Here is a 13,554-nt window from a genome sequence, read left to right as displayed (position 1 = left end):
TTTTTACTTAAATTACACACCAAATACACATATATAATGAATTCAAAACTACTTCTATTTCTTACATCATGTCTTTTTGCTTTGGGGCAAAATGCTACCGCCCAGACCCCACAATGGAGCACGGATATAGCACCTATACTGTTTAATAATTGTGCCGGTTGTCACAGGCCGTCAGGAATAGGCCCTTTTGAACTATTGACTTACCAGGGAGCTGTGAATAAAGCTACATCAATATCTGCATCAGTTACAACAGGATATATGCCGCCATGGCCGCCTGATGCTCATTATAACAGGCTGGCGCATGAGCGTTTGCTGTCGCAGGCAGACATTAAGAAAATAGCTGATTGGGTAGCAGGCGGCACTCCACAGGGAGATCCAAACCTTGCACCGCCTGTACCTACCTTTAACCCTGATGGTGACCTTGCAGGTACGCCTGACCTGGTGACCCAAATACCGGCTTTTACCAGTACCGCGTCTACCGGTGATGTTTACCAATGTTTCGTTATTCCCAGCGGACTCACCTCGGAGAAATTCATTTCAGCATTTGAAGCGATACCGGGGAACAGGGACATTGTACACCACGTAATAGTATATGCTGATACTACAGGTATATGTGCCAATTTAGACGCACAATCGCCCGGTCCGGGATATGTAAGTTTTGGTGGTGCCGGTACCGATGCTGCTATCATGATAGGAGGTTGGGTGCCCGGCACACAACCAATGACCATGCCCGACAGCTTTGGTATAAGGATACCTAAAAATGCTGATATAGTATTGCAGATACACTACCCTGCCGGGTCTGCCGGGCAGGTTGACAGCACTAAGCTTAAATTCTACTTCTCGTCATTGCCAACCGCAAACATCCGTTCTGTACGAATAGATCCTGTATTGAACCATCTGGGCTCGCTTTGTACTATGGTTCCTTCCGGAGGATTGAATATACCAGCTAACCAGACAAAAGTATATACACAATCGTCCAGCATATCAGGCCTGGTAGGAGACATATCAATTCTGGGTATTGCACCACATATGCATCTGATAGGCAGAAGCATTAATGCTTATGGTGTGAAGAATGGCGATACGCTGAAGTTCATTGATATTCCGAAATGGGATTTCAGCTGGCAAGGATTCTATATGTTGCGTAACATAACCAAGCTACCTGCAGGTACCACTTTGTATTCAGAAGCATTTTACGACAATACATCCAGCAACCCATACAACCCAAGCAATCCGCCTAAAACAGTTACGGCAGGTGAGGCTACTACAGATGAGATGATGCTAACCTTCTTCATCTGGGCTTACTATAAGCCGGGTGATGAGTTTAAAGTGATCGATGGTTCAACACCTGTAGCATTAGATGTACCGACAACAGCGGCTTATGCAAAACAGGAATTATTCTCTCCATACCCCAACCCTGCCAGCGGACAACTTTATGTGAAATACTTCCTTCAAGAATCTGCAGCAGTCAGCATTTCCATAACAGATATACAGGGAAGGCTGGTAAGGCAGTTAATCACACAAGAGCAGGCACAGAAAGGCTATCATGTACAACCTTATTCAGTGGCTGATATCCCGGTAGGTACTTATATCCTGCAAATGCACACAGCAGACAGGACATTTACTGAAAAGGTGACCATACAGCACTAAAAAAATACATAATAACCATATAAAATAAGGGCAACGATTTTCACCGCTGCCCTTATCAATTAACCAAAACAACCACAGATCTGTAAGCCGGATTCTGTACTTCCGATGGCCCGGAAGCGGCTATCATTTATCTGGGATGCCTTTTGCAAGACACCTCGATCTGCCAACCCACGATCATCGGGCGGGACACCCTCAAGCAATCGCCTATTTGGCATTTCAGCACGCAAGGTTTACCCCATTCTGATGTTACCATCCTAATGCGTAGGCTCTTACCCTACATTTTCACCCTTACCACACCGAAGTATGGCGGTTATTTTCTGCGGCACTTTCTGTATCGCACTTTTGGCGCAATCCCACCCGTTAGGTGGTGCGTTTCCCTGTGCTGTCCGGACTTTCCTCCTGCAATACCCTTTAAAAAGCATCACAAGCGATAACCCGATCTATAGTTAATACAAAATTAACGAAAAAACAGCACGTAAGCATGTTAAAGTATTGACTTTATTTATATAGGCTGAACAAGGATAAATACTCTTTGTAAATAACTGATATTCAGAATATAATCAATTTGGATCGCCCGCTAACAGCTACTGGCACATGCTGCATATAAAGTACTGTTACTGCTTCACTAATTTACCCCCATACTCACCATTCACCTGAAGCATATATACCCCCTTTGATAAGTTTTGAATATTCAGGACAGCCTGATTTGTATCTGCGTTTTCAAATATTACTACTTGCCCCATCAAGTTGTATACCCTGATGTTTTCAAGCACATGAGGACCAACAATCGTAATCACATCATTTGCGGGGTTAGGGCTGAATACGAAACAGGTTGCTGCTACTTCATTAACGGACGATGGCCAGACCAGCAACTCAGCAGCATCAGATATGGCATCACAAAGATCACCAGCTACCAAGCACCTGTATCTCTGGTTGCTATTCAGTGTAGTTAAGTTGGTTATGGTCAATATATTGCTGGTAGCACCACTGTATTGTCCTGAATTAGTAATATTCTGGAATCCTGCACCGTTATCCATTTGCCATTGAAAGCTATTATTTGAACCCGTGGTGGTAACAGAGAATTTGGCTGTTTCCCCCACCATGTTCGCCAATGTAGCTGGGTGCATGGTAATGGGTGAAGTATGCACGGTAATTACATGACGTGCAGTATCTGTTCCACAGGTATTGGTAGCTAAACGCAGGATGGTATCCACACCTGTACTTATAGCTGTTATAAATCCAGAACTGTCAATATACACCTTACCATTTACTGATAGCCAATTTCCATTTTTGTAGTAACTGACTAACGTATCAGTTCCAGGCAAACAAAGTTCATGAGCGCCGTAAATAGCATTAAATACAAGTGTGGTATCGCACACCAGTGCAACAAAGCCGTCAGTAGCGGCTATCAATGTTGATTTATATGCACCCTGAGATGCGATACCATTTGAGCTGCCTGTTCCACCGCCTATAAAAATGTCCAATTTATTAATTGCAATACTGTTGATAACATCGCTACCATTTCCTCCGAAATAAGAGGTCCATAGCTCAGCTCCCGATGCATCAAACTTCGATAAGATTCCATCATACCCCCCCCCGCCATAACTAATTTGTAGGGCATTGGGTGTGGTCAGACCTGTTATCGTGGCACTGGCACCCCCAACATATATGTCGTCAAAATAATCTATAGCTACTGTGTTAATCACATCAGCGTCATCTCCACCATAATACGTTGACCATTGCAACTGACCGTTTGTGTTATACTTTGCCAAAAAACCATCACCTTCGGTACCATTTAATTGTGATTTATGGCTACCGCCTGTGGCAATGTTCAGTTTGCTGGTAGTACTGCCGCAAACATATACGTTACCCTTGCTGTCAAGTGCCAATGAGGTAGGTGTTTCAAGTTCTTCACCACCTAGGTAAGTAGCCCATAGCCTTGTACCTGAAGTAGTGAATTTTCCTACAAAACAATCCAACTTGTTATAGAGTGCCGGCTGGCTGGCACCGGGCGAACTTATGGAATCTTTACTGCGGGTTTGCCCAGAAAAATAAATAGCATTGATGCCACAAGCAATGTTTGTAACAATTTCAGCACTATCACCGCCATAATATGTACCCCATTGTAGTTGGCCACTATCGTTAAATTGCGCTATCATGCCATCAAGTGAAGCACTATCAGGATCACCGGTCACCTGATATGCATTAAGTGTAGCTATGCTATCCCAACTGTATGAATAACCTCCTACGTAAATCTTACCAGATGTGTCTGTAGACATGCAATATATCCTGTCATCCCTCTGTCCACCGTAATATGTTGACCATACTAATTTTCCGGAGTCAGTAAATTTTGAGATAAAACCATCCCCGAGTCCGCTTAACGTAGATTTGTATACATTCTGGGTTGACATGTTGGTCTTACTTCTTGTATACCCCGCCAGGTATATATAATGGTTGCCAGAACTGCCGGCGTTGTAATAACTAATCGCTGCATCAGCGCCATAATCAAGCCCGGCACCTCCTAGGTAGGTACCCCATACAGGGAATCCGGATGTATTGAATTTTGCAATAAATGCATCTACATTACCGCCAAATGTCTGCTGATGTGATCCTGATGTAGCAATATTTTGAGTGCAGTATGTAGTGCCGCCCAAATAGATATATGCACCTGAGCTATCTGCTATTAAGCCAAATCCTGTAGGTGCATCAGCACCAAAATATGTTGACCAGGTTACAGCCGGGTCTATTGTCAATATACCTGAATAGTCGCCGATTGTATAGCTCAGTATATCATCGGTAAGTTTGTATGCACAGTTGACAGAGCTCCCATCATCAATAAACGAAAAAGGCGCATCCTCTGTAATTACGCCAAGTGGGGTGGTAACAGCAAGTTTACCGTTTTCCTTCAACAGTAATGATTTATGACCTGCATATCGTAGGCGTATATCTGCTACATTTCCTCCGTCCCTAACAACAAACTCCTGCTTTAGTTGCCCGGCGGCTACAGACAATACCCAATCAATATTGTGGTAAATATTCTTGTAGGTAATCTTTTCGTACCATGATACCCTTTGGTTTGGTGCATCTATGCCCGCAGTATAGTAATACTCCTGGTAAGCTTGCTTCCCTTCTTTTATAATTTCAGCACTAGGGTTGGCTCCAATTAGCGCCACATCTAAGCGGTACATATTGAAGTTGGGACTTTCAATATCAGCAGGTGCGGAATTGAAGTTGTTGACATTTTGGCTATTCGTGTCCGCTTGGTAAAACTGGTAATGAAGCGCACCGTTGCCTACAAAAACGCTCAGACCATTACCTGCCTTCAGCTTAAAATCTATATCCTTTCTCTTTCTGAAATCTTGGTCTGTTACCTGCCCCTTATTTTCAGCGAAGGCTATACTGCTCTCATTATAGTCACCAAAGCTGGTGTCTATTGCAAAACAATGTCTCGATAAACAGAACAGGATTGCAAGTAATTTGAGGGTCGCATTCATTAGATAAATATAAAAACATCCTATGTTAAATTAAAATATTTCATCCTGGTAAGAGTTACCTGTATGTTTTGCTTCATGTTCCAGCAACCATTTCTTGGCTTTCAGTCCACCGGCATAGCCTGTCAGGCTACCGTCACTGCCCACTACCCTGTGGCAGGGAATGATAATGGCCAGGCAATTTTCACCATTGGCACGGGCTACAGCACGAATAGCCTTTTCATCGCCTAATACCTTTGCCTGCTGCATATAAGTGCGTGTAGCGCCATAAGGAATATCAATTAAAGCATTCCATACGTTTTGCTGAAAAGGTGTACCGCTCAATACTACAGGCAGGTCAAACTCTTTCCGTTCTCCCGAAAAATATTCATTTACCTGCTGTCTCAATAATTCAAAATTAGGATGTTCCCCCTCAACAAATTCATCGTTATGAAAAGTACAAATACGAGACTTGATCGCAGGCATCATCTTCCTGAATTCAAAATCAAAAAGGCATATACCTTCATCGGTTGCTCCGGCCAGCATTTTGCCTAATGGTGTTTCAATATGTGTGGTTGTTATCATAGCGAGTCAATTTCTTTCTGTACAAAACAGCTCACCTGCTCTGCCCTGTTAAATATCATCATGTGTCCGCCATCTTCTATCCACTCATTAGGATGTACATTTTCTGCCATTATCATTCTATCCTCCCTGCCATGTATGTGTGCTGTTAACGACTCCTCATAGGTATCGTTGCGCCATAGAGCAATAGCCCTCATTGCCCATTTCATAAACCTGCCGTCAGTAGCCTTTAGTATCATCCTGAGCATGGCTTCATCTTCATCTGTCTCAGCACCAAATTTGTTAATGAGTACCTGGTTAGGCGTTTTGTAGACTATTGGTGGAAGTATTTTTGATTTGACGAGCTTACCGAAAAGCCCGTCATAAGGTGGCATCTCATTCCTGGTTTTAGCACTGGATATAAGTATCAGCTTCTTTACCGGCCTTATCTTACATATCTCAACACCGATTATACCTCCCAGTGACACACCCAATATAATTGGGTCGTCTCCTGGTATCAATGCTGAGACTTTTTGCGCATAGCATGGCAATTCATCATACTCATCATATTCGGGCCAGGGAATATGCACCAACTCTGCATTATTTATCTTCAACCTGACAAATATGCGCTCATCTGCTCCGAGTCCACTTAAACAATAGATTTTTTTCATGTCTATATGCTAAAGTTAACTGAAACAACACAACTATCATTTTATATCAATGATAATGGTTGTAAATTGTGGTATAATTTTTCGTTTATGGGTTCCGGGATGACTAAGGTTGCGTTTGTAGTGTTGAGTATGGCTGTTTTTTTATCTGCATGTACAGATAGTGAAACAGCAGGTGAAACAAACACAGTTGTTACACAGGACACCATCAGCTTGCAAAAAAACAGTGATGTATATGCAACATGGGATGATTTCTATAAGCAGGATGATGCTACATTCTCTATAGACAGCTTCATGCTTACGGATACTTTTCCGGGTAAAATGCTGATACAAACATTCAAACCAACAGACTCATTCTATAACCTCTTTGGTAGTTTATTGGTATATAACTCCGACTCTTCTGCCTTTATAGATTGCTACAGTTCATCATGGATCATAGAAAAAGACAACAAGGGAGTGCTTAATGCTCGCGAGGCTGAAGTAGACCAGGAGGTCGCTGTGATCAATACAAAAACCAATATCAGGACAAGGGTATTTTTTTGCGGGCCTTCCTGCCAGGTACAAAAAGCATTTTGGTATAACGATGATATTGTGGGTATTATGGGACTAATGACAGAATACGCTGACGAATTTTATACACCTACTATCTGGTTTGTCGATATTCACAACGGGCTGACCATACCGTATCAACACCACTCAAGTGTCAGTTTGGTGCATGCTGATGATTTCGTGAAGAAATACATGGAAAGTAAAGGAGTAAAAGTATTGTATTAAGCCTGCTCTTCTTCAGGAGAAAAATAGTTCTTCAACTTCTCCTGCAGATTAACCTTGATGTTCCTGCTGGCCACCTCTATCATGTTTTTGAATGCTAGTGCATGTGATACGCCATGCCCGATAATAACAGTATCATTTATACCTAGAATTGGTGTGCCACCGTATATTTCATGGTTGAATGTGTCCAGGAATTCGTCCTGTATCTTGCGCTGTTCTATCAGCAGATGATACAAAGATTCTGATAGTTTGAGGATGACATTACCTACAAAACCTTCACAAACAATAATGTCTGCTTTGGTAGTAAAGATGTCCCTGCCTTCAATATTACCAACAAAATTCAGGTCTTTATTAGCCTTAAGAAGCGGATAAGTAGCCTGGGCAAGTATATTCCCTTTACCTTCTTCTTCACCTATATTCAACAGTCCAACTTTAGGATTCTCTACCCCCATTACATGCTTCATATACATAGAACCAAGCTGGGCGAACTGCAGCAGGTTTTCCGGCTTACAGTCTGCATTGATACCTACATCCAGCAACAGGTTGAAGGCACCATCGATCCTTGGAACAGGTGAAGCAATGGTCGGGCGTTGCACACCCGGTATATTTTTAACCGTGTACATAGCGCCAACCATCATAGCACCGGTATTGCCTGCACTGATAAAAGCGTCTGCTTTTTTTGCCTGCAACATGCCGAAGCCTATAGCAATGCTGGATTGTTGCTTTTCTTTCAATGCTTTGGTAGGATGTTCATCCATGCCGATCACCTGGGGAGCATCTACATAAGTATACCGGCCCTTATAAGCAGAGCTGAGCAATTCGTTGCATGCTACCTTAGTATCCGGCGTACCGATGAGCAATAGATGTACTGACTGGTCCTGATTTTCATCCAGGAACAGTTGTACACCTTTCAATGCTTCTGAGGGAGCATAATCACCCCCCATGATGTCAAACGCTATTTTCATCAAATAGGTTTAGTGAGGCTTATTGATTATCTCCGTCGATCGCGGGGGAGTTGTCCACTACAACGTTACCACGATAAAACAATTTACCTTCTACCCAGTGTGCACGGTGACGCAGGTGAGATTCACCGGTTGTCTTGTCTGTGCTCCAGGTTTCAGCAGTTGCCTTATAATGTGTACGGCGTTTTGCACTGCGTTGTTGTGAGTGGCGTCGTTTTGGATTAGGCATTTGTATTAATATTTATTTCTGTTTACGTTTATTTTTTTCTTTCTCTTTTTCCTTTAGAGCTTCCAGGCCTTTCCATATGTCAGACCTTGGTGCGTCATCTTCATGAACTGCAAGTTTATTCAGCAGTTTAAGGGTTTCAGGGTTACAACCATCACTTCCGTCAGGTTTCGGCGGGTGAATACGTTGCAAAGGTATGCTAAGCATTAGAAATTCATATATCCACTCGCGAAAGTTTATTACAGTTTCGCTACGAGGTACGAATACGACGTCCGCGTCTTCGTCTATTTCTTCTCCATCCTCGGTTCCGGTAAGCTTGATCATCAGGTCAAACTCATCCCAGAGCCTCAGCTTGAACATATCTCCACACCTGTCGCAAGGTACGCTTACACTTCCATCTATATCAAAATGACATAAGAAGAAATTGTTTTTTTTATCAAAACGCAGCGTTACCTGTGCATCAAGGGCTTCAAAGTCCCTTTCTGGATCGTTTTCTGTAAAGAACTTGTCGTTAAGCTCGTATTCAAAGATACTTTCCCCCGGTTTCAAACCTTGCCAGGCAATTTCAAATTCGCGGTGGTTCTTCATCTTATTAAGTTTTTACATTGCCGCCTGTTTAAATAAACAAAACAATCAATGTGTAAAAAACTGTTTTACTACGCTTTAACTTCGTCTCTTGCGCCTATTGTTGTCAAAAAACTTCAATGGGGTGCAAAGGTAACTATTTCTTATGAATTACAGCAATTTATTTCGTTTCAATAAAAACGCATACAATACCTGCTCTACAGGTTCACTCAGGTCTACCGGCACATAGTCTATTTTATACTGGTGACAGCGATTCTCAACCATCGCCCTGAATTCATGCATACGTACAAGATATTCATCTTTAACCTGTTGCGGTTGCAAGCGTACTTTGTCACCTGTTTCCATATCTACAAATTCAAACGGACGATTATCGAAGTCAAATTCTACTTCTTTTTCACCGTCAAGCGTATGGAAAAGTATCACTTCGTGTTTGTTGAACTTGAGGTGTTGCAATGCCAGGAACATATCTTCTATATGGTCAGGGTCATCCATCATATCGCTAAATATAATAATAAGTGATCTTTTGTGCATTTGCTCTGCGATAGTATGCAATGCGTTTGCGGCATTGGTGGCATTGTTGATATTCTCATTTTTAAGGGTTTCCTCCAACTGATGCATTAATAGCCTGTGATGGCTTTGTGCAGATCTGACCGGGGACATATACCGGAGTTTGTCGTCGAACAACGCAAGACCTGCAGCATCTAGTTGTCTTTTCAACAAATGCAGGAGACTTGCTGCAGCCACACAGCTGAATTGAAGCTTATTTACCTTGTTCTTGTCCTGCGGAAAAAGCATGGAAGACGAGGTGTCTATAGCAAGGCAGCACCTGAGATTAGTTTCTTCTTCATATCGTTTTATGAACATTTTATCGGTACGGCCATACACACGCCAGTCTATATGTCGCAACGGATCGCCGTTGTTATATAGCCTGTGCTCCGCAAACTCTACAGAAAAGCCATGAAATGGGCTCTTGTGCAAACCAATAATAAACCCCTCTACTACCTGTTTGGCTAAAAGTTCCAGGTTGTCTAACTGTGACCGTTCTAATAACATCTTACTGTTTTATGCTACAATTAAAGTTAGTCTTTTTGTCTGTTGTCATGATACGAAAACTGTTAAATAGTTCATACAAGTGTCCCGTGTCCCACTTATGGGACACGGGACAAACGGGACAGCTCCTACGTGTGAAGTATTACCGGCAGGTTAAAGAGCGTGGATAAAACCCTGAGAATTAACCCTTATTATTCATAGGAAACACATATTTAAACTAATTTGTGTTTGTGGATGTGGAAAATTCATTTTATCTTCAACCGTTAAATAACTGATTCATGAAATTACGCTCAGTGCTGTTAGCCGGTTTTGTTTCTTTTGTCATATTTGGAACAACTTCGTGCACGCAGGATTATATATGTCAATGTGAAATTGCTTATAGCGGACAGCCCGGGCTGCCCGACACTTTGATAAATGAATATCCCCTGACCGATACCAAGAAGAATGCGCAACAGATATGTGAAGAAGGTTCAGGTGAGTATGAAAAAGAAGGCATAAAAACTGTTGAGACCTGCGCCTTGTACTAGGCCTCTCAAATGCATTTGTTATAACTTGTTTTATATTGCAGCTACTACCTCAAAGTGGTAGCTGTTTTTTTATGCCTGCTCTTATCATCGTCTCAAAAGAAATATATCAGGCAATAAATTGTCGTGGCAAAATGATACCCTAACTTTGTATTATACATAACAAAAGGAGGAATTGCCATGCAGGATAAGAGTCATCCGCTCTACAGGATCAACGATTTTTTTGAAGCTTATGCTAATGCCGTAATCAACCATGACAGTAAATACCTGGCAAAGTGCCATGCACTACCCTGCAGCTTCATAGCCGACGATTCTACACTGGTATATACTACTGCCGCCAAACTGGAGGGCCTGATCAACCAAAGTAAGAGGTTCTATAATGTACATGGCATTACTGAGGCTACACCAGATATCAGGAGTAAAAGACCCATTACAGACCGAATAGTGCAGGTAAATCTTACATGGACATACAGCAATGCTAAAGGAAGAGCAATATACGACTGCGATTATCAGTACATATTGAAACTAGACGAGCACAATCAGTGGAAAATTGAAGCTGCTATATCCGTCAACGAGAAGGATAAAATAGAATTGTTAGTTAAAAAGAAGGGTTAGTAGTTAATCTTCAAACAAGCACTAAATACTAACCCTTGAGTACTAACAATTATTTAAAGGCATTTATACCAGTTACATCCATACCTGTTATAAGCAGATGTATATCATGCGTACCCTCGTAGGTTACTACAGATTCCAGGTTCATCATATGGCGCATAATACTGAATTCGCCTGTAATACCCATACCACCCAGTATCTGCCTGGCCTCGCGGGCTATTTTCAGCGCTATTTCGCAACTGTTTCGTTTAGCCATTGATATTTGAGCCGGAGTTGCCCTGTCTTCGTTACGCAGCGTACCTAAGCGCCAAACCAGCAGTTGCCCTTTGGTAATTTCTGTGATCATTTCGGCCAGTTTCTTCTGTGTAAGCTGGAAACCAGCTATCGGCTTGCCGAACTGTATACGTTGCTGAGCATAGCGCAATGCTGTGTCGTAGCAGTCCATTGCACAACCTAATGCGCCCCATGCAATGCCGAAACGCGCACTTGACAGACAGCCCAGAGGGCCTTTCAGTCCTTTTATTTCAGGGAATATGTTCTCTTTAGGCACTTTTACATTATCAAACACCAACTCGCCGGTAGCAGAAGCTCGTAAAGACCATTTGCCATGTGTGGTTGGTGTCGTAAAACCTTCCATACCACGCTCTACTACCAAACCACGGATGTCACTGTTCTCATCCTTAGCCCAAACAACCGCTATGTCAGCAAAAGGAGCGTTGGATATCCACATTTTGGCACCGTTCAGTATCACATGGTCACCTGCATCTTTAAAATTAGTGGTCATTCCGGCCGGATTTGAACCATGATCTGGTTCTGTCAGGCCAAAACATCCCATCATTTCGCCTGTAGCCAGCTTAGGCAGGTATTTTTTCTTCTGCTCTTCGCTTCCGTACTTATATATCGGGTACATTACCAGGGACCCCTGTACAGAGGCTGTAGAACGTACACCTGAGTCACCTCGCTCCAGTTCCTGCATCATGATACCATATGTAGTATAATCAAGACCGGCTCCGCCATACTCCTGGGGGATAAATGGGCCGAAACAACCATGTTCTCCCAGTCCATTGATGATCTGCTCAGGGAACTCGGCTTTTTGGGCATATTCCTCGATGATCGGGGAAATATCCTTTTTAACAAATGACCTGACAGAATCACGAATCAGCTTCTGTTCGTCAGTCAATAATTCATCTAAAAGATAATAATCCGGATGTTGATACAGGTCTTTCTGCATAAAAGTGTTAAAGTTGACGTTAATATGACGCGCAAAGGTAGCTATTTTGACAGAGGGAATGTACTTTTACAGGCAGAATTGGTGAGAAAGGGGCAGAATTTAATCACCTATACAGACATAGAGGAAATCCATAAGGTACATAAGACACAATCCTGAAAAGGAATTTAAATGAACAATAGTGGTTTTGGCGTGTTTTATAGTCGGTAGATCTAAAATGTTGGAACACATTTTGCGGGATTATGAAATTAGGGATTAATTCAAATACGAACAAACTTTTTTTAAAGTTTAACCGTCTATTAAAGTGAGGAACCTATTAATCCGGAGAAGACATATTAATTGATTGTACATTTTAAATACATACCATTATGAGGCAGTTAAAAATTGCCACTCAGATTACCAACCGTGATTCGCAAGCTGTAGAGAAATACCTGCAGGAGATCAGTAAAATTTCAATGATCGCACCTGAGGAGGAGACTACCCTTGCCCAGCGTATACACATGGGCGACCAGGTAGCATTGGAGAAGCTGGTAAAAGCGAATTTACGTTTCGTAGTATCTGTAGCCAAGCAATATCAGCACCAGGGTTTAAGCCTGAGTGATCTTATAAACGAAGGGAACCTTGGCCTGATAAAGGCCGCTCAGCGTTTTGACGAGACCAAAGGTTTCAAATTCATCTCTTACGCAGTATGGTGGATCCGCCAGTCTATTTTACAGGCTTTGGCTGAGCAGGGACGTCTTGTTCGTTTGCCACAGAATAAAATAGGCACGTATAACAAAGCAAATAAAGCATATATAGCTTTTGAGCAGGCTAATGAGCGTGAACCTTCTACCGAAGAACTGGCCAGCATCCTGGAGATGAGCGAAACGGAAGTAACCAACATATTTACTACTAATACCCGACATACTTCACTTGATGCTCCTGTGCATGAAGCTGAAGACGTGGCTATGGGGGACCTGCTGGCAGGTGGTGACGTGACAGATGATGATGTGATGAAAGATTCTTTACGCAGCGAGATACATCGAATACTTAAATCGCTGAGCGTACGCGAGGCAGAGATACTATCTGCTTATTTCGGGCTGGAGGGTGATAATGGCCCTACCATAGAGGAAATAGGACAGAAATATGACCTGACAAAAGAGCGTATCCGCCAGATCAAAGAGCGTGCTATCAAACGTCTGCAAAAAGCACGTTACAGCAACTCTCTGAAAGGCTACTTAGGTTAATGATTTGCTAATAAGATTGTTAAG

The 13,554-nt window shown here is 42.4% G+C and carries 13 protein-coding genes and 1 other RNA gene; 5 read left to right on the top strand and 9 right to left on the bottom strand.

The window, feature by feature from the left end; genetic code table 11:
- Positions 1–36 precede the first annotated feature (36 nt).
- The gene (locus H6550_09310; GenBank protein ID MCB9046324.1) at positions 37–1,647 is read left to right on the top strand and encodes a T9SS type A sorting domain-containing protein; all 1,611 of its coding nucleotides are present in this window, start codon (positions 37–39) and stop codon (positions 1,645–1,647) included.
- A gap of 67 nt (positions 1,648–1,714) precedes the next feature.
- Here the strand turns inward: H6550_09310 and rnpB are convergent.
- The 4 genes from rnpB to H6550_09290 form a co-directional block, all read right to left on the bottom strand.
- Positions 1,715–2,094, bottom strand: an RNA gene (rnpB, locus tag H6550_09305) — RNase P RNA component class A.
- Between the two features lie 167 nt (positions 2,095–2,261).
- On the bottom strand, positions 2,262–5,141 hold the full coding sequence (locus H6550_09300) for an SBBP repeat-containing protein (GenBank protein ID MCB9046323.1): 2,880 nt from the start codon (positions 5,139–5,141) through the stop codon (positions 2,262–2,264).
- 30 nt (positions 5,142–5,171) lie between these two features.
- On the bottom strand, positions 5,172–5,702 hold the full coding sequence (locus H6550_09295; GenBank protein MCB9046322.1) for a methylated-DNA--[protein]-cysteine S-methyltransferase: 531 nt from the start codon (positions 5,700–5,702) through the stop codon (positions 5,172–5,174).
- Complete coding sequence (locus tag H6550_09290; protein ID MCB9046321.1) at positions 5,699–6,349, bottom strand: alpha/beta hydrolase; 651 nt, start codon at positions 6,347–6,349, stop codon at positions 5,699–5,701. Before H6550_09290 ends, H6550_09295 begins: the two co-directional genes overlap by 4 nt.
- A 6-nt stretch (positions 6,350–6,355) precedes the next feature.
- On the opposite strand from H6550_09290, the gene H6550_09285 reads away from it, so the two are divergent.
- On the top strand, positions 6,356–7,120 hold the full coding sequence (locus tag H6550_09285; protein MCB9046320.1) for a hypothetical protein: 765 nt from the start codon (positions 6,356–6,358) through the stop codon (positions 7,118–7,120).
- On the opposite strand, the gene plsX is transcribed toward H6550_09285, so the two are convergent.
- The 4 genes from plsX to H6550_09265 form a co-directional block, all read right to left on the bottom strand.
- Positions 7,117–8,082 (bottom strand): phosphate acyltransferase PlsX, encoded by a 966-nt coding sequence (plsX, locus tag H6550_09280; protein MCB9046319.1) that lies wholly within the window; start codon positions 8,080–8,082, stop codon positions 7,117–7,119. The two genes, H6550_09285 and plsX, sit on opposite strands and share 4 nt — an antisense overlap.
- Before the next feature lie 19 nt (positions 8,083–8,101).
- A complete protein-coding gene (gene rpmF, locus H6550_09275; GenBank protein MCB9046318.1) occupies positions 8,102–8,308 on the bottom strand; it encodes a 50S ribosomal protein L32 in 207 nt (68 codons plus the stop codon).
- Positions 8,309–8,320: 12 nt separating this feature from the next.
- Entirely contained in the window at positions 8,321–8,893 is a 573-nt protein-coding gene (locus H6550_09270; protein MCB9046317.1) for a DUF177 domain-containing protein, read from the bottom strand.
- A 147-nt stretch (positions 8,894–9,040) separates the two neighbouring features.
- Positions 9,041–9,943 carry a DUF58 domain-containing protein gene (locus tag H6550_09265; GenBank protein ID MCB9046316.1) on the bottom strand — a complete coding sequence of 301 codons (903 nt, stop codon included), beginning with the start codon at positions 9,941–9,943 and terminating at the stop codon, positions 9,041–9,043.
- Between the two features lie 275 nt (positions 9,944–10,218).
- Between H6550_09265 and H6550_09260 the strand changes: the two genes are divergently transcribed.
- Positions 10,219–10,467, top strand: a complete 249-nt coding sequence (locus H6550_09260; protein MCB9046315.1) for a hypothetical protein — start codon at positions 10,219–10,221, stop codon at positions 10,465–10,467.
- Between the two features lie 177 nt (positions 10,468–10,644).
- Entirely contained in the window at positions 10,645–11,079 is a 435-nt protein-coding gene (locus H6550_09255) for a hypothetical protein (GenBank protein ID MCB9046314.1), read from the top strand.
- 49 nt (positions 11,080–11,128) lie between these two features.
- Here H6550_09255 and H6550_09250 read toward each other — a convergent pair whose 3' ends face one another.
- Complete coding sequence (locus H6550_09250) at positions 11,129–12,307, bottom strand: acyl-CoA dehydrogenase family protein (protein ID MCB9046313.1); 1,179 nt, start codon at positions 12,305–12,307, stop codon at positions 11,129–11,131.
- Positions 12,308–12,672: 365 nt separating this feature from the next.
- Between H6550_09250 and H6550_09245 the strand changes: the two genes are divergently transcribed.
- Positions 12,673–13,530: an RNA polymerase sigma factor RpoD/SigA gene (locus tag H6550_09245; GenBank protein ID MCB9046312.1), complete on the top strand. Its 858-nt coding sequence runs from the start codon at positions 12,673–12,675 to the stop codon at positions 13,528–13,530.
- Positions 13,531–13,554: the final 24 nt, after the last annotated feature.

The organism is Chitinophagales bacterium, assembly GCA_020636495.1.
Classification (GTDB): domain Bacteria; phylum Bacteroidota; class Bacteroidia; order Chitinophagales; family Chitinophagaceae; genus UBA5543.
The sequence above is the reverse complement of the archived record's forward strand: the minus strand, read 5'-3'. Positions and strand labels throughout refer to the sequence as shown.